Raw genomic sequence first — 24,498 nt, 5'->3', positions numbered from 1 at the left:
TGTACAGATAATATGGAAAGGTGGACTGTATTATGATTTCTCCTGGAATGGCTAAAATTATAGGTTATCTTCCTAAAGGACTTTTGGAATGGATATGTAAAAAGATGTTATATGGATATGTTGAAAAGTATGCAGATCTTCAAGTTAATGGTCTGGAAAACTTAAAAACTGTAAAGAGACCTATATTATTTATATGTAATCACTTAAGTAATTCAGATGCATTAGTTATAAATAATGTGCTTAAAGAAGAGGATATAACTTTTGTAGCAGGAATAAAGCTTTCGAAAAATCCTTTAACGAATTTAGGAATTAATATAACTAAGGTTATACCTATAAAACCTAATACAGCAGATAAAGATTCTATATCTAAGATTGTAAAAACATTAAAGGCAGGCAATAATGTACTTATATTTCCTGAAGGTACTAGAAGTAGGACTTCTAGTATGATAAAAGCTAAAAGAGGTGTTTTTTTAGTACAGAAACTAAGTAAAGCATCCATAGTACCACTAGGAATCCATGGAACAGATAAATTATTGCCTATTAATAAGGAGGATATGGGATTAGAGAAATTTAATTATGCTAAAGTTACACTAAGTATAGGAAAACAGATAGAAGTACCAAAAAAGGATGAAAATGAAGATAAACATACTTATGAAGAAAGAGTTGTGAATTTTATGATGGAAAAAATTGCAGAGCTTCTTCCTGAGTCTTATAGAGGTGTTTATCAGTTAAAATGATACATTATAAATAACTAACTAAATAAGTTTATAAATAATCTATCTCTTTACTTTAAAGATATAGATTATTTTTTAATAAAATTCATCAATTGTAGGTGATAAAATGGATAAAAAAAATGTAGATAAAATTTTAGAAATATTGGAAAAAACGTATCCAAATGCCAAGTGTGCACTTAATTTTAAGTCGCCGTATGAATTGCTTATTTCAACCATATTATCGGCACAATGTACCGATGTAAGGGTAAACATGGTAACAGAAAAATTATATAAGGAATATGATACGCCGGAAGCAATGATAACTTTAACAGAAGAGGAATTGTCAGAGAAAATTAGAAGTTGTGGTTTTTACAAGAATAAAAGTAAAAATATATTAGGTGCTACTAGAGCCATTTTAGCAAGTGGAGGTGAAGTACCTAATAATATGGAAGAACTTTTAAAGCTTCCAGGTGTGGGAAGAAAAACTGCTAATGTAGTTTTATCTAATGCGTTTGGAGTACCAGCTATAGCAGTAGATACCCATGTATTTAGAGTATCTAATAGACTTGGAATTGCAAAAGGCAATACACCAGAACAAGTGGAAAATGGGCTTATGAAAAATATACCTAGAGATATGTGGAGTGATACTCACCATTATTTAATATGGCATGGAAGAAATATTTGCAAATCTAGAAAACCAGACTGTGAAAAATGCCCACTAGCACTTTATTGTGAATATTTTAGTGGAGCTGATACAACTACTTAATTAAGGTTAATAAGGCTAGAGGTTTATAACATTATATAATTCGCATAAATTTTAAATTTGAGAGGGGTAATTATAACAATGAATATTAAAGAAAAAGCACTAGAGATGCACAAAGCTAACAGAGGAAAATTAGAAGTAAAGAGTAAAGTTCAGTTAAAAACTAAGGAGGATTTGTCAATAGCTTATACTCCTGGTGTTGCAGAACCTTGCTTAAAAATAGCTGAAAACATCGATGCTGCTTATGAGTATACTATGAAAGTCAATACTGTAGCTGTAGTAACTAATGGAAGTGCAGTACTTGGATTAGGAAATATAGGTGCAGCGGCAGGATTACCTGTTATGGAAGGAAAGGCTTTACTATTCAAGGAATTTGGTGGCATAGATGCATTCCCAATATGTTTAGACAGTAAGGACCCAGATGAAATAGTAAACATTGTAAAGGCTATATCACCTACTTTTGGAGGAATAAATCTTGAAGATATAAAAGCTCCAGAGTGTTTTTATATAGAAGAAAGATTAAAGAAAGAACTTGATATACCTGTATTTCATGATGACCAGCATGGTACTGCTATAGTAGTTCTTGCAGGAATGTATAATGCATTAAAACTTGTAGGGAAAAAACTTGAAGAAGCTAATATAGTAATAAATGGAGCAGGATCAGCAGGTATTGCTATATGTAAGTTACTTTTAAAAGCAGGTGCCAAAAATATAACTATGTGCGATAAAAAAGGAGCATTAGTAGAAGGAAACTTAGAATTAAATCCAGCACAACAGGCCATAGCTAAAGTTACAAATAGAAATAAAGAACAGGGTACTCTTGAAGAAGTAATAAAAGGAAAGGATGTATTTGTAGGTGTATCAGCAGCAGGAGCGCTTACAATGGAAATGGCTCAATCAATGAATAAAGATGGTATAGTTTTTGCCATGGCTAATCCAACACCAGAAATAATGCCTGATGTTGCTAAAGAAGCAGGCATAAGGGTAATTGCTACAGGACGTTCAGATTTTCCAAATCAGATTAATAACGTTTTAGTATTCCCTGGAATATTTAAGGGAGCTTTAGAAGTAAGATCAAAGGTTATAAATGATGAAATGAAACTAGCTGCAGCAAGGGGAATAGCTAATTTAATAAAAGATGAAGAGTTAAAAGAAGATTACATAATTCCAGATGCTTTTGATAAAAGAGTATGTGAATCTGTAGCAGAGGAAGTAAAAAGAATAGCAAGGGAAATGAAAGTAGCAAGGATTTAAGGATAACTAAAATTTTTTATATACCGTTAATATAATCTAAAAATAATAGTTCCATAAAGTGTTTTGAAAAAGCGAAGTTTTAGTTATACTATAGAAAAAGGGCTTCTCAAAATGTATGTATATGCATTTTGAGCCCCCTCTAATAAAGTTTCAAACTATTAAGTCTAATTAATTAGTTCTTTTCTTAATAAATCTAATGCTGAAATGGTAGACATTGTTCTAACCATTTCTCTATTTCCAGAGCAAAGAAGTTTTTTTACTATAACATTTCCATTTATATATAGACCTATATATACTAATCCTACAGGTTTTTCTTTTGTTCCACCACCGGGACCTGCAATGCCAGTAGTAGATAAACCTATATTAGTACCAGAAGTTTTAGCAATACCTTCTGCCATTTCATAAGCCGTTTCTTTACTTACTGCACCAAATTTATCTAGAGTTTCTTTCTTAACATTTATTCTATTCATTTTGGCTTCATTACTATAAGTAACTGCCCCTTCCAAAAATACAGAAGATATGCCAGGGTAGTTTACTAGTTTGGAAGCTATTAATCCACCAGTACAAGATTCAGCAGTAGAAATAGTAAGGTTTTTATCTATAAGTAATTTTCCAATTACAGCTTCAAGGCTAGTTTCTCCTTCGCCATATATGTTATCGCCAATTTTCCTGCGTATTTTGTTTGTGGCAGCTTCTATAAAGGATATAGATTCATCTTCTGTAGAACATTTTGCAGTAATTGTTAGTGTTATTTCACAATTTTCGTTACAGATGGTTATTGTAGGATTTGTGCTATTATTCATTATATCTTTTAAATTTTCTATCAGGATATTCTTATCTATACCACATATTTTTAGAACTTTAGATTTTAATATTTCAGTTTTCATTTTTATAATCATTCCTTTCAATGAAGGCACAAAACGTGATGAAAAGAATTAACTCAACCTTTTTACCTCCATATGATATATAGTGCAGCATGTGGTTGCACAACTTGTATATATTTTCATTTTACATTCTTATCTATAAAGTCATAAACTTTTTGAGTATAATCTTTTTTATTGTATAAATAGGATTGAGCATGTCCGCTGTAAGGTGCAATATATATTGATTTTTTTCCAGGTTTTATATAATACATATCATTGCTCATAGAAAATGGAATAAAACTATCACTATCTCCATGTACAAACAGTATAGGAGTTTTTGCATCTTTAATAGAGTTTATTGGAGATACTTCAGAAAATGTAAAGCCAGAACGCACATAGGTAATTATATTAGTATAATTAACAATTGTTGATGCAAGGAACCTATTCTTTATGCCATAATCTTTTTTTAATCTAAAAATCAATAAATCTCCTAAATTTGAATAAGCACAGTCAGATACATAAAACTTAACCATATGATTTTTTTCATTAAGTTTTGAATGAAGAAGAACTGTTGCACCACCCATGGATTCACCATGAACTCCTAGTATACCTTTTGGATTTTTATCGTGTACCCATTTTATCCATTGATTTAAATCATATTTTTCATAAAAGCCAAAGCTTATATCATGTCCACCGCTTTCACCACTAAATCTAGAATCATAAACAAGGGCGTTATATCCCTTGTTTAGGTAAATGTCAGCATATTTTAAAGATTCCCAGCGACTGCCTCTTATGCCATGTACAATTATTACTGTATTTTCTGTTTTAGTGGGATTGTGTATATAAGTTCCGCTAAGTTTATAGCCATATGGAGAATCTATAGTCACTTCATCTTTGGAGAGTTTTAAAAATCTGTTATCATCAAAGGTATTTTTATATATTTCATGTAAATTTGAAACACCTTTGCTAGTCTGATTTTGACAGGCTTCAGTATAAATAAAATTACCTATCCAGAAACCAGATAAGTTGATTATAGTAAAAATAAAAATTAATGAAATTACAATCATTTCTCTAATTTTACTTGATTTAATTTTGACTTTAACTTTGATTTTTGTAGTTTCACTTTTCATATTAGAAACTTCATACATTTTATAAGGATTTCCTCCGTTAATTAAAGTTAAAAAGTTTAGTAATTTACTATTAAATTATAACACTTTAGTTTTGCTATGTTAACTTGGAATTTGTAGGGGCATTAATAAAAAGTGTGGATGTATGGGGGGATACTATAAAAAATAATGATATTATTCGTATAAATTAATATGAAAGTTTCAGATAAAATTAACCATATGTTCATGTGTATACCAGTAAATATATTAATGAATATTTCCGATAAATGTTCTATAAAAATACAAAAAATAATAATTCTATAGTATAATAACAGTGTATGATTTAGGGGGACTAAAGTATGAGAAGAAACAGAAAGGGTAGGAGAACTGCAAAAAAAAGTAAGCTTATAATGCCATTTGTAGCACTTATAATAATTTTATTATCTGTTTGCAGTGGTTATATTACTTATCACTATAATTATGTTAAGTATTGTGATAATTTTATATATCCTGGAGTAACTGTAGAAGGCGTAAGTCTTTCAGAAAAAACAAAAGAACAGGCTAAAGATATAATAGAAAGCAATTTCTCTAAGCAGATAGTTAAGAAAAATGTAAATATAAATGTGGAGGACAAAAATTATACGTTAAGCTATTCTAAAATAAATCCTAAGTATAATGTCGATGATGCAGTAAATAATGCTTTTAATTACGGAAAAAATTCAAACATATTGAAAAAATACTTCTTGTTAAAAAGTGAAAAAGGTGCAAATTTCAAATTGAACTTTTCTTATGATGATAAACCTATAAAGGAGCTAATTAATAAAGTTCAATCAGAAGTTAATAGAGATCCTGTAAATGCAACACTACAGTTTGCAAATAATAATTTTAGTGTGGTTCCTGAAGTAAGTGGAAAAAAGTTGGATAAGGATAAATTAGAAAAGGAAACCTTAAGTAAGATAGATGGAAATGTGGGACAAGATAGTAATGTTAATGCACAGGTTAAAACAGTATCAGCTAAGATAAATGCTGATATGTTAAAAGGTGTAGATTCACTAATCGCAACTTATTCTACAAATTTTGGAGCATCTTCACCTCAAAGGGCTAATAATATAGTATTAGCTACTAAAAGTATAAATGGCAAAATACTTATGCCAGGAGACATATTTAGTTTTAATGATATAGTTGGGGAAAGGACAGAAGCTAGAGGGTATGAACCAGCACCAGTAATAATAGGAAATAAACTTGAATCTGGGTTAGGTGGAGGGATATGTCAGGTATCTACTACTTTATATAATGCTGTATACAAAACAGAGATGGCATCTATAGAAAGAGAACATCATACTATGCCAGTACATTACGTACCACAGGGTATGGATGCTACGGTAGATTATGGGAATATAGATTATAAATTTAAGAATACATTACAGTATCCTGTATATATACAGTCATATATAGCAAATAGTAATATAGTGTTTAATTTATATTCTAATTCTTCTTCGAAAAACTAATTTAAATAAATTTTCCTTTATAGTATAATTAAACATGTGTAAATAATACTTACTTAAGATAGTAAAGGCTTCAATATCTGATTCTACCTTAAGATTAGTTAAAACTATTTATAAGTTTAACTTACACTTGTTTTTTTTAATATTAGCATAAGTTATGTATCAGATGAAGAGGTGATTCCATGGTAAAAAAAGATGAAGGCAGGAAGAAAAATGTACTTTTGAAAAAAGTAGCAATTAGTATTGCAATATTAGTATGTGCAGTAATACTAGTAATACATCAGTATAATACTGCAAAAGCTTGGAGCAATCGTATCTATCCAGGAGTAAAAGTTGAAAATCAGGACTTGTCAGGAAAAACAAAGGAACAAGCGAAGAATATTATAGAAGAGAAGTATAAAAGCGGAATTATAAAAAAGAAATTAAATATTAAAACTTCAGATAAGAATTATACATTAGAATTTTCAAAAATAAATCCTAAGTACGATATAGATGGAGCTATAAATCAAGCGTTCAATTATGGTAAAAATACAAACTTCTTAAAAAAGTATGCACTTATAAAGTTTTCACCTGCTAAAAAGTATAGTTTGAAATTTATATATGACCAAAAACCTATAAATGAATTAATAGATAGTATTGAAAAGGATGTAAATAAAGAACCTGTAGATGCAACTTTAAATACTAGTGAGGGAAAGATCAAAATAGTTTTGGAAAAGAAAGGTGAAAAGCTACAAAAAGATAAGTTAAAAAAAGAACTTGCAACCAAAATTAATGGAGAAATAGAACAAGACGTTAATATAAAGGCACCAATGGGAGCAGTAAATGCAAAAATAACAGGAGATAAGATTTCGAATATTAATTGTAAATTAAGTGAGTTTAGCACAGAATACGGAAGCATATCTTCACCAGAAAGAGAAAATAACATAGTTCTAGCTACAAAAAGTATAAATGGAAAAGTATTGATGCCAGGGGATAGCTTTAGTTTTAATGATATAGTGGGAGAAAGAACTGCGGAAAAAGGATATCAGGCTGCACCTGTAATTATAGGAAATCAGGTAGACTCAGGTCTTGGTGGAGGAATATGTCAGGTGTCAACTACTTTATACAATGCTGTTATTAGAGCAAATATAAAGTCAGTAGAGAGAACGCATCATACATTACCATCACATTATGTAAAATTAGGCATGGATGCTACAGTAGATTATGGCAGTTTAGATTATAAATTTAAAAACACTTTAAAGTATCCTATATACATAGAAGGAGATTCTTCAGGTGGTGTTATTAGATTTAGTATATATTCTAATAATTCTTTAGAAGGGATAGTAACAGACGTAAATTCAGATGTTTATCAAACTGTGGAGCCAAATATTAAATATGAAGATGATGCTACTCTACCAGAAGGAAAAACAGAAGTGGTAAAACCTTATTCAACAGGTTATAAGGTTAAAGTAACAAAAACTACAACACAAAATGGAAAATTAATTAGTAAAGATGTAATTGCAGATGATTACTATGAACCAGTAGAGGGAGTAGTAAAACGAGGAATTAAAAAACCAGAGACGGCACCACCAGTAGTGCCACCGGCAGTGGCTGTTCCAACAACAACTCCAGCAGCCACTCAGTCAAGCACCCCACCAAGTACACCTAAAAACTAATAAATGCCGCAAAATTGTTTGTATGAATATAAATGATTTTGCGGCGTTTTTTAGTATTATTATTTTTACAAATTGACATAAAATATTAATATATGGTAAAATGAGGTTATTAGGTTGAAAATATAATATAGATATGCGGGTATGGCGGAACGGCAGACGCGCTAGATTCAGGTTCTAGTGAGAAATCGTGCAGGTTCAAATCCTGTTACCCGCACCATGAAAAACTCTATGAATTAATTTCATAGAGTTTTTTTGTACAAAATATATCAAATAAATGGAATAATTTTACAATAAGTGCTATAATATATATGCGTAGCAATAACTAATAATGAATAATTTTATTATAGAATTTTATGCGGTATTTAACAAAAACAAATACATTATATAAAAAAATTATAAGGGGATTAAAACATGAGGATAGCAAATAGAAAAAGGTTTACATTTTCCTGTATTTTTTTTACTTTAATTCTTCTTTTATTTGGAAAAGCTGCAATAAATTTAAAAGAAAGTAAAATAATGGGATCTCAACCTGTAGTTATGGCTGTAGGGAAAAATGGAACAAACAAATTAGAAACTACTAAAGTAGATAAGCATTTAAAAAAGGATACAATAGTATTAGATGCAGGTCACGGAGGAATAGATAATGGTACAAGTTATAAAAACTTATATGAAAAAAATTTAACATTGAAAATGGTGAAATATGCAGAGTCATATTTAAAAAGTAAAGGGTATACAGTAGTTCTTACAAGGAATAAAGATGAACTTATTCCTTTAAAGGAAATAGGAAGAAGAGTAAATGCTTCATCTGGAACTGTGTTTGTATCTATACATGTAAATTCAATTAGTGATCCAAATTTTAAAGGAATAACTACGTTGTATTATGATGTGCAGGGTTATGAAAAACAAGAAAGGATTAAATTAGCTAATATCTTAGAAAAGGAAGCAGTAAAGAGTGATAATTGGACAAGTAAAGGAATAAAAAAACAAAATGTGGCAATACTTAGATATAGTAAGATACCTTGTGCTTTAGTTGAATGTGGATTTATAACTAATAATGAAGATAGAGACAAGCTCTGTAAAGATGAAGTTTTAAAAAGATTATCTCAAAATATTTCAGATGGTATAATAAAATATTTAAAACAAGATTAAGATTCTTAAATATTTTATATTTAAATTCGTAACTGGAATATGTTCGGTATTAATTAGAATAATATAATGAAATCTATCATATTTACACCTTTTTGTTCTTATGTTATTATGAGATAATATGTTTAAGTAGTTTGTCATAGTTATTTAAAATGATTATTAAGTGATCCTTAGACTCATATGGAGTTTACTTATGAAAAATATGTTGCTACATCTGAATCTTAGAAGAACTTATCCAGAACATATTAATTGGTAACTCCCATCTAAAGAATGAGTGTTACGGATGGTAGTCATAGGATAAATTTAAGAGTGTAAAATGAAAGGTAGGTGGAATCCCAATTTACAGCTTAAAATCAAGTGAATTTTGTGTTATGCTGCAGAAAATTGGGTATTGTTTTGAATTTAAATATAGTATTGTTTCAGCCGGAAATACCACAAAATACAGGTAATATAGCAAGAACTTGTGTACTTACAAATTGTAAGCTTCATTTAATAAAACCTCTAGGTTTTAGTTTAGATGAAAAGCATCTAAGAAGAGCAGGATTGGATTATTGGAAATACCTAGATCTTCAAGTTTATGAATCGTACGAAGAATTAAGAGAAAAATATAAGGACTCAACTTTTTATTTTTCTACTACTCATGGAAGCAATTTTTATCACGAAGTAAAATTTAAAGAAGGAGATTTTATCGTATTTGGTAGAGAATCATGTGGACTTCCAGATAGCATAAGGGAAAGTAATCCTGAGGGTTGCATAAGAGTACCTATGATAAATACTACGACTCGTTCATTAAATTTATCTAACACAGTAGCTATAACTGTATATGAGGCATTAAGACAAATGGATTTTCCGACCATGAAGTAGGAGGAAATTAAGGTATGGAAAAAATAAAAATAATAACTGATAGTACATCAGATCTTCCATTAAATATAATAGAAAAGTATGGTATTGAGGTACTTCCACTTCTTTTAAGCTTTGATGAAGAAACTTATAAAGATGGTGTAGATATAAATTTACATACACTGCTGATGAAAATGGATGGAAATAAGGATTTTCCAAGAACAGCACAAGTAAATCCACAAAGGTTTATGGAATGTTATAAAAAATATCTTAGCCAGGGATATAAGATAATATCTATACATATTTCATCTAAATTAAGTGGTACCTATCAATCAGCCTGTATAGCTAAAGATGCATTAGAGACAGAAGATATAATTGTAATAGATAGTTTAAATGTTACATCAGGTCTTGGTATTATAGTTATGAAAGCAGGTTCATTAAAAAATGAAGGATTGGGAATACATGCTATAGAAGAGAAAATTAAAAATTTAATTCCTCATGTTAAAAGTGCATTAGCATTTGCAACAATGGACAATCTAATTAAAGGCGGCAGAATATCTAAAACTACTGGAACTATAGCAAGTATATTAGGTATAAAACCTATATTGGCTGTAGAAAATGGGGAAATGATTGTAAAAGATAAAGTAAGAGGAAGTAAAAAAGCTATAAGGGCTATACTAGATTATTTAGATAAGCAAGGTGTAAAAGAAGGAGAAACTTCTGTGCTTTTACATGTAGAAAATAAAGATATTTTAGATATTTTAAGAGAAGATTTAAAAGATAAAAATAAAGAATTTATTGAATGTGAAGTTGGATGCGTAGTTGGTGTATATGCAGGAGCAGGAGCTTGTGGCGTGTTTTTTGTAGAAGATTTTTAATATACTCTAAAGTTATATTTATAAAAACATCCTGAATTTTTTAAATGTGTTGAAAAAATCCCATCAATGTAATATAATGTAATAGGAGTTTTTAAGTTATAATTAAATAAAGACAGATGAAGGTATAGAGAGATATCCTTAAGTGGGTGGCCGTCGGGGAAATATAAAAGGAATCATTTTTTATAAAAACTCTCAGGCAAAGAAATCTATACTGGATGGAACTCTGAATAGTAAGGTTATATTACATAACTAATTATGTTAGACAGAGACATGATGATAGAAATATCATTATGTCTCTTTTTTTTATAATTTAAGGAGGGATTAATTATGGGGGAATTGAAAAAAACACCATTGTTTAATGTCTATCCAAGGTATGGAGGCAAAATTATAGATTTTGCTGGATGGGCACTTCCAGTTCAATATCAGGGTATAATTGTTGAACATGAAGCAGTACGAAATGCAGCAGGAATTTTTGATGTATCGCATATGGGGGAAGTAGAAATTAAAGGTAAAGATGCCTTTAAGTTTGTGCAAAATTTAATTACTAATGATGCTTCTATATTAGAGGATAATCAAGCATTGTATACTCCTATGTGCTATGAACATGGAGGAACAGTAGATGACATATTAGTATATAAGTATGCTGATGATTATTTCTATTTAGTTATCAATGCAGGAAACATAGATAAAGATTTTAAATGGATGATAGATAACAAAGGAAATTTTGATGTAAGCATTGAAAACATATCGCCTAATATCTGCGAATTTGCTATTCAAGGTCCAAAGGCTCAAAAAATATTACAGAAGATTGTTAACGTGGACTTAAGCGATATAAAGTTTTTTTATTGCAAAAGAAATGTAAAGGTTAACAACATCGATTGTATGATATCAAGAACAGGTTATACAGGTGAAGATGGTTTTGAAGTATTTTGTAGTGATAAAGATGGAGAAAATATATGGGTTAAACTTTTGGAAATTGGAAAAGAGGATGGACTTATACCAGTAGGTCTTGGATGCAGGGATACTTTAAGATTTGAGGTATGTTTGCCTTTATACGGAAATGAACTTGCTGAAGATATAAGCCCTTTGGAAGCAGGCATTGGATTTTTTGTTAAATTAAATAAGGACAAGTTCATAGGTAAAGAAGCACTACTAAAACAAAAATCAAAAGGATTAAAAAGGAAACTTATAGGATTTGAAATGAAGGATAGAGGAATTCCAAGACATGGCTACAAAGTTCAAATTGAAGGACAGGAAATAGGTTATGTTACCACTGGATATAAATCACCTTCTTTAAATAAAAATATAGGACTCGCTCTTATAAAAGCAGAATATGCAAATTTAGGAAAAGAAATAGAAATTGTAATTAGAAATAAGAGTGCTAAGGCTGAAATAATAGATAAGAAATTTTATAAAAAGAATTATAAAAAATAAGTTAATAATATTGGTTGAAACATAAGAATATTTTTTAAAAATTATATTGGGTAGGGGGAATAAAAATGAAAATATTAGAAAATTTAAAATATACGAAAGATCATGAATGGGTAAAGGTTGAAGGAGATAAAGCCTATATAGGCATTACAGATTTTGCACAACATTCTTTAGGGGATATAGTATTTGTTGAGCTTCCAGAAGTAGATTCTGAATTAGCTGTAGAAGAAGCTTTTGGAGTAGTTGAATCTGTAAAAGCCGCTTCAGATATATATATGCCTATAAGCGGAAAAGTAGTTAAAATAAATGAAGAGTTAGACGATTCACCTGAATTAATAAATGAGGATCCATATGGAAATTGGATAATAATGGTCCAAATTTCAGATGCATCCCAGTTGAATAGCTTATTAGACAGTAAAGCTTATGAAGATTTGTGTGGTAAGGAGGAATAATATGTTTCCATATATACCTGTTACATGTGATGATGAAAAGAAAATGCTGGATAGTATAGGAGTAAGTTCATTAGAAGATCTTTTTTCAGATATTCCAGAAAATATAAAACTTAAAAAAGGTTTAAATTTACCAGAAGGGTTATCAGAATTAGAACTTTTAAAATATATGAATACTCTAGCTAATAAAAATTTAAGCACAGATGAGCTTACTTGTTTTTTAGGTGCAGGAGCTTATGATCACTATATTCCAACTTTGATAAAACATATAGTTTCAAAATCAGAATTTTATACAGCATATACACCATATCAGGCAGAAATAAGCCAGGGAACTTTGCAGACTATATTTGAATATCAAAGTATGATCTGCGAACTTACAGGACTTGATGCTGCCAATGCTTCTATGTATGATGGAGCAACAGCTTGTACAGAAGCGGCTTTAATGGCAGCTGATAGCACAAGGAAAAAAAGGATATTAGTGTCTAAAACTGTTCATCCAGAAATTAGAAGAGTATTAGAAACTTATACAAAGTTTAAGGATATAGAAATAGTAGAGATAGATATGGCAGATGGAGTTACTGATTTAGAAAAATTAAAATCAGCTGTTGATAATAAAACGGCAGGAGTTATAGTACAAAATCCTAACTTTTTTGGAGTAATAGAAGATGTAACGGAAATAGAAAAGGTTACTCATGAAAATAAAGCATTACTTATAATGAGTGTTGACCCTATATCACTTGGAATATTAAAATCTCCAGGAGAATTAGGCGCTGATATAGCAGTTGGAGAAGCACAAAGCTTAGGAAACAGTATAAGCTTTGGAGGTCCATATGTTGGATTTATGGCAACTAAATCAAAGCTTATGCGTAAAATGCCAGGAAGAATAGTAGGACAAACTGAAGATTTAGATGGAAAAAGAGGTTTTGTTTTAACGCTTCAAGCAAGAGAACAGCATATAAGAAGAGAAAAGGCAACTTCTAATATATGCTCTAATGAGGCTTTAAATGCTTTAACTGCAGTAATATATCTTACGACTATGGGAAAGCAGGGGATTAAAGAAGTTGCTTATCAAAGCGCTCAGAAAGCCCATTATGCTTTTAACGAAATTACTAAGTCAGGAAAATATAAACCTTTATTTAACAAACCGTTCTTTAAGGAATTTGCAGTAACAAGTGAAGCAGAACCATCAAGTATTAATGAAGAATTATTAAAAAATAAAATACTTGGAGGTTATCCTTTAGGTAAAAATTATACTTCCTATAAAAATGCACTTCTTTTCTGTGTAACAGAAAAAAGGACAGCTCAGGATATTGATAAATTAGTAAGTGTAATGGAGGGAGTATAAATGAAAGAATATAACAAGTTGATTTTTGAAATTTCAAAGCCAGGAAGAGTAGCTTATACACTTCCTAAATGTGATATAGAATGTGAAGATATTGAAAATTTAATTCCTAAGGAAATGCTAAAATCAAAAGATACAGAACTTCCAGAGGTTAGTGAACCAGATGTAATAAGACATTTTACGCTTCTTGCAAACAAAAATTATGGAGTAGATAATGGTTTTTATCCTTTAGGTTCTTGTACTATGAAGTATAATCCTAAAATAAATGAAGACATAGCTTCTAATCCTAAACTTTTAAATATCCACCCGTACCAAAGTGAGGATACAGTACAAGGTGCCCTTGAAATAATGTACGATTTAAGCAGCAAACTTTCAGAAATATCTGGAATGGATCAAGTTACACTACAGCCAGCAGCAGGTGCTCATGGAGAACTTACAGGGCTTATGATAATAAAATCTTATCATAGAAAAAGAGGGGATTTAAAGAGAACAAAAATTATAGTTCCTGATTCTGCACATGGAACAAATCCAGCAAGTGCTAATGTGGCTGGTTTCACTATAGTTGAAGTAAAGTCGGATAAGAAAGGACTTGTAGATATAGAATCTTTAAAATCTGTACTAAATGATGAAATAGCAGGTTTAATGTTAACAAATCCAAATACATTAGGTCTTTTTGATACTAATATAAAATTAATATCAGATTTAGTACATGAAGCAGGAGGACTTGTTTACTACGATGGCGCAAATTTAAATGCTGTTATGGGAGAAGCTAGACCTGGGGATATGGGTTTTGATGTAGTTCATATGAACCTTCATAAAACATTTGCAACACCACATGGAGGTGGAGGACCAGGAAGCGGTCCTGTAGGAGTAAAAGAAAGTTTGGCTGAATTTTTGCCTGTGCCTGTTATAGAAAAGAAAGAGGAAAAGTATATTTTAAATTATGACAGACCTTATTCTATTGGAAAAGTTAAAAGTTTTTATGGTAACTTTAATGTCATAGTAAAAGCTTACTCTTATATACTTACAATGGGAGCAGAAGGACTTAAAAGGGCTAGTGATATAGCTGTATTAAATGCTAATTATATAAAGAGTCAATTAAAAGATTATTATAATCAACCTATAGACAGTGTATGTAAACATGAATTTGCAATGGCAGGCTTAAAGGATGCACCTGAAAGTGTTAGTACTCTTGATGTAGCTAAAAGGTTGCTGGATTACGGATATCATCCACCAACAATATATTTTCCTTTAATTATCGATAGTGCTTTAATGATAGAACCTACAGAAACAGAAAGCAAGGAAACTTTAGATGGTTTTATAGATTCTATGATAAAAATAGCTAAAGAAGCTAAGGAAAATCCTGAATTACTAACAAATGCACCACATAATACACCAATTAAAAGATTAGATGAAGTAAAGGCAGCTAGAAAACCTATAGTAAAATATAATAAATAGAGTTGTAATTTGAATAAAGAAAGTATTTTTATAAAACTGTGAAAGGATAGGTAGCAGTAATAAGAGATATTCTATAAAGAACATTTGCTTGTAGAAATTTATTATAAGCAAATGTTCTTTTTATTATTTAAAAATGCATTATATTAATATTTAGAAAGGTAATTTGTTTCAATATGGAATATTGGAGATGTAAAAGGTAGTATTAAAATAGGGAAAAAATGTATACGATGTATTAAAAAACAAAATGGGTACTATAATAAAATACAATAGAAAATGTTTACATAAGCCATGGAAAAAAATTAAGATATAAGATATAATAATAATAGAAAAAAAGTGTATAACAAATTTTAATATTTAGGATGATGTTTTCGGGAGATTAAGTAGAAAACTTAACAAAGTTTAACTTAAAAAGTTTACTTAGCTATATATTTTAATATATAGTATCCTTAAATGGATAGCCGAAGGAGTAAGTATTATTTTACCGTAATAGTATGAACCTCTCAGGCAAAAGGACCGAAAACGGACAAATCTCTGGAAAGCATTAAGCACCGAAGGAGTAAATCTCTCAGGTTAAAAGACAGAGACATAAAACGGAAGTTTTATGTCTCTGTTTTTATTTTTGTAAAGTAAAGCTTTGATCATATCCAATTTTTGCAAAAGGAGAGTAAAAAGTAGTGAAAGAGGCAATAATTATTACGAACAATCCTATGAGTAGGGATAAATTAGGTAATGAATACAAAGTAGATTTTATAGAAGGTGCTACTACTAATGTTTATACAAAGGTTAGAGATTATATTCATAAAGGGCATAAATTGTTAACTCATCCTTTAATGAGTAGCATTAAACCTAATGAAACTCCATATAGAACAGTGGTTATATCTAAAGACAATGACAGTACAGTTGACATAAAATCTTTAGGTTATATAGAGGAAGCTCTACATACTACTGAAAAATTTTTAAAAAATTATGGTTTGCCCAATTGGTCTAAGCAGATATTAGAAGATTTTCAGCTTATAGATTATGATTTAATAAATCATGCATTAGTGTGATTTATTAACTAAAAATATTTTTAAAATTGGGAATTTTCTGTATTAAATTTTTGAAAGGCAGGAGGTAATTTTATGGCACAAATTTATGACACTATAATAATAGGAGGTGGACCAGCAGGATTATCAGCAGGACTTTATGCAGCAAGATCAAGGATGAATACTTTAATTATTGAAAGAGCAAAATATGGTGGTCAGGCAACAACTACAGATGAATTGGAAAACTACCCAGGTTCCATAGAGGAATGTACAGGAACAACTTTAAGTAAAAGAATGAAAAAACAAGCAGAGGATTTTGGAACAAAATTTACTAAAGATGAAATAGTAGAAGTAAATTTAGAAGGCGATGTGAAAGTTGTAAAAGGTAAAAAGGAGACTTATGAAGCAAAAACTATAATAATAGCTACAGGCGCAAATCCTAAACTTTCAGGCTTTAAAAATGAAACTGAGCTTAGGGGAAAAGGAATTTCTTATTGTGCAACTTGTGATGCTGACTTTTTTACAGATTTAGATGTAGCTGTTATAGGAGGAGGAGACTCTGCAATAACAGAAGCAATATATCTTACAAAGTTTGCAGAAAAGGTTACAGTAGTTCATAGAAGAGATGCATTAAGAGCAGCGAAATCATTACAAGAAAAAGCTTTTGCTAATCCTAAAATAGATTTTATTTGGAATTCAACTGTAGAAGAAGCTGTAGGCGATGAAATATTAGAAAAACTTATATTAAAAAATAAGTTAACAGGGGAAACTAGTGAATTAAAAGTAGATGGATGCTTTGTATTTGTAGGATATGATCCAATATCATCTCTATTCGAAGGAAAATTAGATATGGAAAAAGACTATATTATAACAGATGAAGATATGCAAACTAATGTAGCTGGAGTGTTTGCAGCAGGAGATGTAAGAAAAAAATCATTAAGGCAGGTAATAACTGCAGCAGCAGATGGGGCTATAGCAGCAACTATTGCTGAACGTTATTTAGAAGAACATAAATAAAATATTTAGGAGGTTAAAAAATGATTGAATTAAACAAGGAGAATTTTGAAGGTGAAGTTTTAACTTACACTGAAAAACCAGTATTTGTTGATTTTTGGGGAGATAAATGCGAAATATGTAAAGAACTTATGCCGGGGGTTCATGGATTAGAAGAAAAGTATGGGGACAAAATAAAGTTTTCAAGTTTAAATATAAGTACTGCAAGAAGACTTGCCATAGGGCAAAAGGTATTAGGACTACCAACAATGATAATTTATAGAAATGGTCAAAAAGAAAACACAATTACTGCTGATAAAATTACTTCCTTAGAGGATGTAGAAAGCTTTATAAAAACATATTATGACACATTATAATAAAAAAAGACAAGATTTAGATAAAAATCATCATCTTGTCAAAAATTAAATAACGCTCATTAAAAGCCTAATATATATAAATAAAAAATACAAGTCAATTTTAATACTATTAAAAATTAAAATAGTTAACAACTGTAACAATTATTATTATTGATAACAATAGGAAATTTTTTACCTATTGAAATAAATTTGGAGGTGAATACTTTGCGTTTAGAAATTGGAAAAATTTATGTTAAGGACATTGAATTTGGAGCTGAAACAAAAGTTGAAAGTGGAATTCTTTATGTAAATAAAGAAGAACTGTTAAAAGAAGTAGGTGGAGATGAAAGACTTAAAAGCATTGAGTTTGATATTGCAAAACCAGGTGAAGAAACAAGAATAATACCTGTAAAAGATGTTATTGAGCCAAGAGTTAAGGTAGAAGGCAAAGGTGGAATATTCCCAGGATTTATAAGCAAAGTAGATATGGTTGGTTCAGGAAGAACTCATGTATTAAAGGGTGCAGCTGTGGTAACTACTGGTAAAATAGTTGGATTTCAGGAAGGCATAATAGATATGAGTGGAGAGGGAGCAAAATATACTCCATTTTCAAAGACAAACAATTTAGTAATAACTTGTGAACCAAAAGAAGGGGTTAATCAGTATGACCATGAAGAAGCAGTAAGAATGGTTGGATTTAAGGCTGCTACTTATATTGGCAAATCTGGAAAAGATGTAAAACCAGATGAAATTAAAACCTATGAAACATTGCCATTATTAGAACAGGTTAAACAATATCCTAATCTTCCAAAGGTAATATATGTTTATATGCTTCAAAGTCAGGGACTTTTACATGACACATATGTTTATGGAGTAGATGCAAAGAAGATAATACCAACATTCATATATCCAACAGAAATGTTTGATGGAGCTATCGTTAGTGGAAATTGTGTATCTGCTTGTGATAAGAATCCAACTTATGTTCATATGAATCATCCAATAATTGAAGATTTATATGAGCATCATGGAAAAGATTATAATTTCTTAGGATGCATAATAACAAATGAAAATGTTTACCTTGCAGATAAGGAAAGATCTTCAAATTATACTGCTAAGTTAGTAGAGTATCTAGGAGCTGATGCTGTAATTATATCAGAAGAAGGATTTGGTAACCCAGATGCAGATTTAGTTATGAATTGTAACAAGATAAGCGACTTGGATGTAAAGACTATATTGATTACAGATGAATATGCAGGACAGGATGGGAGTTCACAATCATTAGCTGATTCAACACCAAAAGGTGATGCAGTAGTTACTGCAGGAAATGCTAATGAAGTTGTTGTATTACCACCAATGAAAAAAATAATAGGGCATGTAGAAGCAGCAAATGTAATAGCTGGAGGACATGTAGGAAGTTTAAGAGAAGATGGTTCTATAGAAGCTGAAATTCAAGTTATAACTGGAGCTACCAGCGAAGTTGGATTTAATAAATTAACAGCTAAGGGATTCTAAATTGCAAAGATTATAGGATTATTAATTTAAGTTATAGGCTTTATTACAAAATTTTTGGAAGAAGGGTGATTATATATGTTAAAAGGGAAAAAAGTTATAGCAGTAGGAGATAGAGATGGAATACCAGGGCCAGCTATTGAAGCTTGTGTTAAATCAGCTGGAGCAGAAATTATTTTTGCATCAACAGAATGCTTTGTTTGAACAGCCGCAGGTGCTATGGATCTGGAGATCCAACAAAGAGTAAAAGATTTAACTGAAAAACATGGTGCAGAAAATGTAGTTGTAGTAATTGGAGGAGCAGAAGCAGAGGCCTCAGGACTTTCAGCAGAAACGGTAAGTGCTGGAGATCCAACATTTGCAGGACCACTTGCTGGAGTAGAATTAGGTTTGGCAGTTTATCATATGGTTGAACCAGAAATAAAGGATGAATGTGATGCTGCTGTTTATGATGAACAGTGCGGAATGATGGAGATGGTTCTTGATGTAGATGCTATTATTCAAGAAGTTAAAACAGTAAGAGAACAGTATTCAAAATTTTAATTAGTGAAAATCATTGATTTAAAAAAAATAGTTTAAATATGTGAAAGTCCTAAAAAGGAGGGGAATATTAGATGCTTAAAGTTGTTCATTATATAAATCAATTTTATGGCGGTATAGGTGGAGAAGAAAAAGCAGATGTGAAGCCAGAAATTAGGGAAGGTTTTGTAGGTCCTGGAATGGGACTTAATGGATTGTTAAAAAAAGGTGATGCTGAAATTGTCGCTACAGTAGTGTGCGGTGATTCTTATTATAACGAAAATGAAAAAGAGGCTAAGGCTGCAGTATTAGATATGATTAAAAAGTACAATCCAGATTTATTTATAGCAGGACCTGCATTTAATGCTGGAAGATATGGTGTTGCTTGTGGTTCTATAGCCAAAGAAGTTTCAGAAAAGTTAAATATACCAGTAATTTCAGCTATGTATATTGAAAACCCAGGTGTGGATCTATATAAAAAAGATATATACATAGTAGAAACTAAAAATAGTGCTGCTGGCATGAGAGATGCTCTTCCTAAAATAGTAAACTTGGCATTAAAGCTTACTAAAGGTGAAGAAATAGGATCACCTGAAGAAGAGCATTTTATAGAAAGAGGAATAAGAAAAAATTACTTCCATGAAGAAAGAGGCTCAAAAAGAGCTGTTGATATGCTTATAAAGAAAATAAGTGGGGAAAAATTCGTTACAGAATTTAAAATGCCTGTATTTGATAGAGTAGATCCTGTTGCTCCAGTAGCAGATGTTACAAAAGCAAAAATAGCTATAGTAACATCTGGTGGTATAGTTCCAAAAGGAAACCCAGATCATATTGAATCATCAAGTGCTTCAAAGTGTGGAAAGTATGACATAGAAGGAATAGAAAATTTAACAGATCAAACTAATGAAACAGCACATGGAGGATATGACCCAACGTATGCTAATACAGATTCAGATAGAGTTCTTCCAGTGGATGTTTTAAGAAAGATGGAGAAGGAAGGAAAAATAGGTTCTCTTCACAGATACTATTATTCCACTGTTGGAAATGGAACAGCAGTTGCTTCTGCTAAAAAGTTTGGAGAGAATATAGCTAAAGAATTAATAGCTGATGGAGTTAACGCAGTTATATTAACGTCTACTTGAGGAACTTGTACACGTTGCGGTGCAACAATGGTAAAAGAAATTGAACGTGCTGGACTTCCAATAGTTCACATGTGTACAGTAGTTCCAATATCTTTAACAGTAGGAGCCAACAGAATAGTTCCTACAATAGCAATACCTCATCCACTTGGAAATCCATCATTGGATGCTAAGGATGAGTTTGAATTAAGATATCATTTGGTAGATAGAGCATTAAAAGCTCTACAAACACCAGTAGACAAACAAACAGTTTTTGAAAAGTAAAAGACACTAAGTACTTGAAAAAAGCATAATGCCACACAACTTTTTCAGAGGACAGAGGACAATTGACAGAGGACAATGAAGGATGATTTTTCTCCGCTTTGCTGCGAAAAATCTTTAATTAAACTTTTGACGGCTCGTTTCGCTAAAGCGAAACATTGCTGACTAATATAAGTTTAAAGCTCATTTTGCGTTAGCAAAACAAGCTTTAGAAATAAATTAGTTTTCCGACGTAAGGAGGAAAACTTACCTTCATTGTCCTCTGTCCTCTGTCAAATGTCCTCTAAAAATATTAATTAGGCTAATTTTATAGAGTTCAATTAGAAATAAGGAGGGGTTTATAAATGAGTTTCCCAGTTGTAAAAAAAGCTTCTTATATTTTGGTAAATACACCAGACATGGTAATACACAATGGTACTACTCAAACGTTAGAAAGGCAAACAAACCCAAATTCAGAGTACTTGAAAGAATTAAAAAATCATCTAAGATCTTTTGAAGATGCAGTGGGTTATGCACCAAATCAAACATACATAGGAAATATAACTCCAGAACAATTAAGTGAATTAAAAAGACCATGGCATACAAATAATATTGAAGGTTCATCAAGGTTTGGAAAATTTGGTGAGATAATGCCTCAAGATGAGTTCTATGGACTTTTAAAGATTTCAGATGTATTTGATTTAGTAATTCTTGAAAAGTCTTTTACTGAAACAGTTAAGGAAAAGTTTAAAGCACATCCAATTTTAAATGCAAAGGCAGAAGAATTAAAATCAGGGGAAGATGAAGCTGTTATAGAAAAATTGGTAAATAATAAAGTAGCAGATGCTTTATACGAAAATGGTAAAATTGTAGGATGTATTAAGAGAGCACATGAATTTGATAGCAATCTTTCATCTCATGTAATGCTTGAAAATCTTGTAGTTAAGGCATCAGGAGTTTTGGCATTATTACATCTTGTAAAGAATTCTGGAGTAGATGTAAATGAAGTAGGTTATTTGATAGAATGTTCAGAAGAAGCCATTGGTGATATGAACCAAAGAGGTGGCGGAAATGTAGCTAAAGCTTGTGGAGAAATAGCAGGAATAAAAGGTGCTACAGGAGTTGATATGAGAGGATTCTGTGCAGGACCAACGCATGCTTTAATAACAGCCTCTGCACTTGTAAAATCAGGAATATATAAAAATGTAATAATATTTGCAGGAGGATGTACTGCAAAGCTTGGTATGAATGGCAAGGATCATATAAAGAAGGAAATACCAGTTCTTGAAGATTGTATAGGCGGATTTGCAGTACTCGTGTCAGAAAATGATGGTGTAAGTCCAGTACTTAGAACCGATATAATAGGAAGACATACTATAGGGCATGGTGCAGCACCTCAAGCTGTAATAGAAGCGTTAGTTTTAAATCCTTTAACAAACAATGGAATGAAGATTACAGATGTAGATAAATATGCTCCGGAAATGCAAACACCTGATATAACTGAACCAGCAGGTGCAGGTGATGTTCCAACACAAAACTATAAAATGATAGGAGCTTTAGCAGTTAAAAGTGGTCAGTTAGATAGAAAAGAGTTACCTAGTTTTGTAAAACAACATGGATATCCAGGTTTTGCACCTACTCAAGGACATATTCCATCAGGAGTTCCAATAATAGGTCATGGTATAGATCATATAATGAATGGTACACTAAAGAATTTTATGGTTATAGGAAAAGGAAGTCTTTTCTTAGGAAGAATGACAAATTTATTTGATGGAGTTTCAATACTTGTAGAGAAAAATACAGGACTAGTGGAAGAGAGTAGTAGTGCTTCTAAGGAAGAAATCAAAAAGATGATAGCAGAAGAAATGAAAAAATTTGCAGAGCAGATTATGAAATAAAAAGGGGGTGAGTACCTTGGATAGCACAAAAAAAATAGTAGCTGAAGTCTTTAATGAAATAGCAGAAGGTATTGAAAGTGGAAGTTTTTCAAAAAAAGTAAAAATAGGACTTACAACTTTTGGATCAGAACATGGCATAGGAGAAATGGTAAAGGCAGCTGAAATGGCTAAGAGTAAGTACGGAGATTTTGATGTAGTGCTTATAGGACCTAAAGTTGATTGTGATTTGGAAGTAGTAGAAGCTGAGAATGCAGAAGACGGGCATAAAAAAATGGTAGAACTTTTAGAAAAAAAGCAATTGGATGGTTGTGTAACCCAGCACTTTGATTTTCCAATAGGAGTCTCTACGGTTGGAAAGCTAGTAACACCAGCTTTAGGAAAAGAACTAATTATTGCAACAACTACAGGAACTACCTCTACCAATAGAGTAGAAGGCATGATAAAGAATGCTATATCTGGAATTGCGGTAGCGAAGGCGGTAGGTATAAAAGAACCTACTGTAGGAATACTTAATGTGGATGGAGCAAGAACTGTGGAGAGATCCTTAAAAGAACTTCAGCAAGGTGGATATGATATTAAGTTTGCAGAATCTTTAAGGGCAGATGGTGGAGCAGTAATGAGAGGAAATGATATTTTAGCAGGAACACCAGATGTTATGGTATGTGATTCTTTAACAGGAAACCTTATGGTTAAAATATTTTCATCATTTACAACAGGTGGAAATTATGAAACTTTGGGTTATGGTTATGGACCAGGTATAGGTGAAGATTATGATAAACTCATAAATATAGTTTCCCGTGCTTCAGGAGCGCCACTTATGTGTGAAGCATTAAGATATTGTGCAACTTGTGCTAAAAATGATGTACTTACAAAAGCATCAACTGAGTTTAAATTAGCAAGTACATCAGGTTTAAAGAATATTATAGATAAATTATTATCAAAGGAGAAGCCAATAGTATCAGAAAAGGTGGAGATTCCAGCTAAAAAGGTAGTTACCTTTGCCATACCTGGTATAGATATATTGGATCTTGAAGAGGCATGTAAAGTATTATGGAGAGAAGATGTATATTCAGAAAGTGGCATGGGATGCACAGGACCTGTGATACTAGTAAATGAAAATGATGAAGAAAGAGCTATAGAATTACTAAAGAAAACAGGATATAAATGATTTATAATTTAAGGGGCTTACACATTAATTAGTGCAATAGCCCCTTAAAAATATATAGGATAGTGATCATATTCGATTTATGTTTTGTATAAAGTACATTAAATATTCATAAGATATTTCATATATCTATAAATGGTCAGTTAACATTGCTAACTTTAAAATTGAGCAAGTTTATAAAATTATTTAATGCAAAAATATTTGTTACAAAAGCAGGGAAAACTTAACCTTTTGTAGAATATATTAGTGCT

The 24,498-nt window shown here is 31.0% G+C and carries 22 protein-coding genes, 1 tRNA gene and 2 riboswitches; of the genes, 21 read left to right on the top strand and 2 right to left on the bottom strand.

Going from position 1 to position 24,498, the window contains the following annotated elements; all coding sequences use genetic code 11:
• Nucleotides 1-32 precede the first annotated feature (32 nt).
• The 3 genes from HBE96_RS22165 to HBE96_RS22155 all read left to right on the top strand — a co-directional run bounded on the left by HBE96_RS22165 (nucleotide 33) and on the right by HBE96_RS22155 (nucleotide 2,730).
• The gene (locus HBE96_RS22165) at nucleotides 33-737 is read left to right on the top strand and encodes a lysophospholipid acyltransferase family protein (protein ID WP_169299871.1); all 705 of its coding nucleotides are present in this window, start codon (nucleotides 33-35) and stop codon (nucleotides 735-737) included.
• Between the two features lie 103 nt (nucleotides 738-840).
• Nucleotides 841-1,479 (top strand): endonuclease III, encoded by a 639-nt coding sequence (gene nth / locus HBE96_RS22160; protein WP_169299870.1) that lies wholly within the window; start codon nucleotides 841-843, stop codon nucleotides 1,477-1,479.
• A 78-nt stretch (nucleotides 1,480-1,557) separates the two neighbouring features.
• Nucleotides 1,558-2,730 (top strand): NAD(P)-dependent malic enzyme, encoded by a 1,173-nt coding sequence (locus HBE96_RS22155; protein ID WP_169299869.1) that lies wholly within the window; start codon nucleotides 1,558-1,560, stop codon nucleotides 2,728-2,730.
• Between the two features lie 164 nt (nucleotides 2,731-2,894).
• Here the strand turns inward: HBE96_RS22155 and HBE96_RS22150 are convergent, their stop codons facing one another.
• Nucleotides 2,895-3,617, bottom strand: coding sequence for a nicotinamide-nucleotide amidohydrolase family protein (locus tag HBE96_RS22150; protein WP_169299868.1), 723 nt, complete (start codon nucleotides 3,615-3,617; stop codon nucleotides 2,895-2,897).
• A gap of 116 nt (nucleotides 3,618-3,733) precedes the next feature.
• Nucleotides 3,734-4,741 carry an alpha/beta hydrolase gene (locus HBE96_RS22145; protein WP_169299867.1) on the bottom strand — a complete coding sequence of 336 codons (1,008 nt, stop codon included), beginning with the start codon at nucleotides 4,739-4,741 and terminating at the stop codon, nucleotides 3,734-3,736.
• A gap of 317 nt (nucleotides 4,742-5,058) precedes the next feature.
• On the opposite strand from HBE96_RS22145, the gene HBE96_RS22140 reads away from it, so the two are divergent.
• From HBE96_RS22140 to grdD, 18 genes are all read left to right on the top strand, one after another.
• Entirely contained in the window at nucleotides 5,059-6,207 is a 1,149-nt protein-coding gene (locus tag HBE96_RS22140; RefSeq protein WP_169299866.1) for a VanW family protein, read from the top strand.
• Between the two features lie 179 nt (nucleotides 6,208-6,386).
• The gene (locus HBE96_RS22135; protein ID WP_169299865.1) at nucleotides 6,387-7,859 is read left to right on the top strand and encodes a VanW family protein; all 1,473 of its coding nucleotides are present in this window, start codon (nucleotides 6,387-6,389) and stop codon (nucleotides 7,857-7,859) included.
• Nucleotides 7,860-7,994: 135 nt separating this feature from the next.
• Nucleotides 7,995-8,076, top strand: a tRNA-Leu gene (locus tag HBE96_RS22130).
• Nucleotides 8,077-8,270: 194 nt separating this feature from the next.
• Nucleotides 8,271-9,008: an N-acetylmuramoyl-L-alanine amidase family protein gene (locus HBE96_RS22125; protein ID WP_169299864.1), complete on the top strand. Its 738-nt coding sequence runs from the start codon at nucleotides 8,271-8,273 to the stop codon at nucleotides 9,006-9,008.
• A 393-nt stretch (nucleotides 9,009-9,401) separates the two neighbouring features.
• A complete protein-coding gene (locus HBE96_RS22120) occupies nucleotides 9,402-9,869 on the top strand; it encodes a tRNA (cytidine(34)-2'-O)-methyltransferase (protein ID WP_169299889.1) in 468 nt (155 codons plus the stop codon).
• Nucleotides 9,870-9,883: 14 nt separating this feature from the next.
• Nucleotides 9,884-10,723 carry a DegV family protein gene (locus HBE96_RS22115; protein WP_169299863.1) on the top strand — a complete coding sequence of 280 codons (840 nt, stop codon included), beginning with the start codon at nucleotides 9,884-9,886 and terminating at the stop codon, nucleotides 10,721-10,723.
• 116 nt (nucleotides 10,724-10,839) lie between these two features.
• Nucleotides 10,840-10,941, top strand: a riboswitch (glycine riboswitch).
• Nucleotides 10,942-11,050: 109 nt separating this feature from the next.
• Nucleotides 11,051-12,157, top strand: coding sequence for a glycine cleavage system aminomethyltransferase GcvT (gene gcvT / locus HBE96_RS22110; protein WP_169299862.1), 1,107 nt, complete (start codon nucleotides 11,051-11,053; stop codon nucleotides 12,155-12,157).
• 65 nt (nucleotides 12,158-12,222) lie between these two features.
• Nucleotides 12,223-12,606, top strand: coding sequence for a glycine cleavage system protein GcvH (gene gcvH, locus HBE96_RS22105; RefSeq protein WP_169299861.1), 384 nt, complete (start codon nucleotides 12,223-12,225; stop codon nucleotides 12,604-12,606).
• Nucleotide 12,607: 1 nt separating this feature from the next.
• Complete coding sequence (gcvPA, locus tag HBE96_RS22100) at nucleotides 12,608-13,948, top strand: aminomethyl-transferring glycine dehydrogenase subunit GcvPA (RefSeq protein WP_169299860.1); 1,341 nt, start codon at nucleotides 12,608-12,610, stop codon at nucleotides 13,946-13,948.
• A complete protein-coding gene (gene gcvPB, locus HBE96_RS22095; protein WP_169299859.1) occupies nucleotides 13,949-15,403 on the top strand; it encodes an aminomethyl-transferring glycine dehydrogenase subunit GcvPB in 1,455 nt (484 codons plus the stop codon).
• A 521-nt stretch (nucleotides 15,404-15,924) separates the two neighbouring features.
• Nucleotides 15,925-15,994: riboswitch (glycine riboswitch) on the top strand.
• Between the two features lie 83 nt (nucleotides 15,995-16,077).
• Nucleotides 16,078-16,452 carry a GrdX family protein gene (locus HBE96_RS22090; RefSeq protein WP_169299858.1) on the top strand — a complete coding sequence of 125 codons (375 nt, stop codon included), beginning with the start codon at nucleotides 16,078-16,080 and terminating at the stop codon, nucleotides 16,450-16,452.
• A 72-nt stretch (nucleotides 16,453-16,524) separates the two neighbouring features.
• Nucleotides 16,525-17,445, top strand: a complete 921-nt coding sequence (gene trxB, locus HBE96_RS22085; RefSeq protein ID WP_169299857.1) for a thioredoxin-disulfide reductase — start codon at nucleotides 16,525-16,527, stop codon at nucleotides 17,443-17,445.
• Between the two features lie 20 nt (nucleotides 17,446-17,465).
• Nucleotides 17,466-17,798 carry a thioredoxin family protein gene (locus HBE96_RS22080; RefSeq protein ID WP_169299856.1) on the top strand — a complete coding sequence of 111 codons (333 nt, stop codon included), beginning with the start codon at nucleotides 17,466-17,468 and terminating at the stop codon, nucleotides 17,796-17,798.
• 204 nt (nucleotides 17,799-18,002) lie between these two features.
• Nucleotides 18,003-19,289 (top strand): glycine/sarcosine/betaine reductase component B subunit, encoded by a 1,287-nt coding sequence (locus HBE96_RS22075; RefSeq protein ID WP_169299855.1) that lies wholly within the window; start codon nucleotides 18,003-18,005, stop codon nucleotides 19,287-19,289.
• Between the two features lie 75 nt (nucleotides 19,290-19,364).
• A complete protein-coding gene (gene grdA, locus HBE96_RS22070; protein WP_169299854.1) occupies nucleotides 19,365-19,829 on the top strand; it encodes a glycine/sarcosine/betaine reductase complex selenoprotein A in 465 nt (154 codons plus the stop codon).
• Nucleotides 19,830-19,900: 71 nt separating this feature from the next.
• A complete protein-coding gene (gene grdB, locus HBE96_RS22065; RefSeq protein WP_169299853.1) occupies nucleotides 19,901-21,208 on the top strand; it encodes a glycine reductase complex selenoprotein B in 1,308 nt (435 codons plus the stop codon).
• Nucleotides 21,209-21,549: 341 nt separating this feature from the next.
• Nucleotides 21,550-23,082 (top strand): glycine/sarcosine/betaine reductase complex component C subunit beta, encoded by a 1,533-nt coding sequence (gene grdC / locus HBE96_RS22060; protein ID WP_169299852.1) that lies wholly within the window; start codon nucleotides 21,550-21,552, stop codon nucleotides 23,080-23,082.
• Between the two features lie 16 nt (nucleotides 23,083-23,098).
• On the top strand, nucleotides 23,099-24,250 hold the full coding sequence (gene grdD, locus HBE96_RS22055; protein ID WP_169299851.1) for a glycine/sarcosine/betaine reductase complex component C subunit alpha: 1,152 nt from the start codon (nucleotides 23,099-23,101) through the stop codon (nucleotides 24,248-24,250).
• Nucleotides 24,251-24,498 lie beyond the last annotated feature (248 nt).

This window comes from Clostridium muellerianum (assembly GCF_012926525.1).
GTDB classification, from domain to species: Bacteria; Bacillota; Clostridia; order Clostridiales; family Clostridiaceae; genus Clostridium_AM; species Clostridium_AM muellerianum.
Note: the sequence above shows the minus strand (reverse complement) of the source record. Positions and strands in the feature narration are given on the sequence as shown.

Bases quoted from the DNA above. Each gene is read 5' to 3' on its own strand.
- HBE96_RS22140 (WP_169299866.1), top strand. From the start codon at position 5,059: ATGAGAAGAAACAGAAAGGGTAGGAGAACTGCAAAAAAAAGTAAGCTT.
- nth (WP_169299870.1), top strand. From the start codon at position 841: ATGGATAAAAAAAATGTAGATAAAATTTTAGAAATATTGGAAAAAACG.
- HBE96_RS22125 (WP_169299864.1), top strand. From the start codon at position 8,271: ATGAGGATAGCAAATAGAAAAAGGTTTACATTTTCCTGTATTTTTTTT.
- gcvH (WP_169299861.1), top strand. From the start codon at position 12,223: ATGAAAATATTAGAAAATTTAAAATATACGAAAGATCATGAATGGGTA.
- grdC (WP_169299852.1), top strand. From the start codon at position 21,550: ATGAGTTTCCCAGTTGTAAAAAAAGCTTCTTATATTTTGGTAAATACA.
- trxB (WP_169299857.1), top strand. From the start codon at position 16,525: ATGGCACAAATTTATGACACTATAATAATAGGAGGTGGACCAGCAGGA.
- gcvPA (WP_169299860.1), top strand. From the start codon at position 12,608: ATGTTTCCATATATACCTGTTACATGTGATGATGAAAAGAAAATGCTG.
- HBE96_RS22150 (WP_169299868.1), bottom strand. From the start codon at position 3,617: ATGAAAACTGAAATATTAAAATCTAAAGTTCTAAAAATATGTGGTATA.
- HBE96_RS22165 (WP_169299871.1), top strand. From the start codon at position 33: ATGATTTCTCCTGGAATGGCTAAAATTATAGGTTATCTTCCTAAAGGA.
- HBE96_RS22135 (WP_169299865.1), top strand. From the start codon at position 6,387: ATGGTAAAAAAAGATGAAGGCAGGAAGAAAAATGTACTTTTGAAAAAA.
- HBE96_RS22155 (WP_169299869.1), top strand. From the start codon at position 1,558: ATGAATATTAAAGAAAAAGCACTAGAGATGCACAAAGCTAACAGAGGA.
- HBE96_RS22080 (WP_169299856.1), top strand. From the start codon at position 17,466: ATGATTGAATTAAACAAGGAGAATTTTGAAGGTGAAGTTTTAACTTAC.
- gcvT (WP_169299862.1), top strand. From the start codon at position 11,051: ATGGGGGAATTGAAAAAAACACCATTGTTTAATGTCTATCCAAGGTAT.
- HBE96_RS22145 (WP_169299867.1), bottom strand. From the start codon at position 4,741: ATGTATGAAGTTTCTAATATGAAAAGTGAAACTACAAAAATCAAAGTT.
- gcvPB (WP_169299859.1), top strand. From the start codon at position 13,949: ATGAAAGAATATAACAAGTTGATTTTTGAAATTTCAAAGCCAGGAAGA.
- HBE96_RS22115 (WP_169299863.1), top strand. From the start codon at position 9,884: ATGGAAAAAATAAAAATAATAACTGATAGTACATCAGATCTTCCATTA.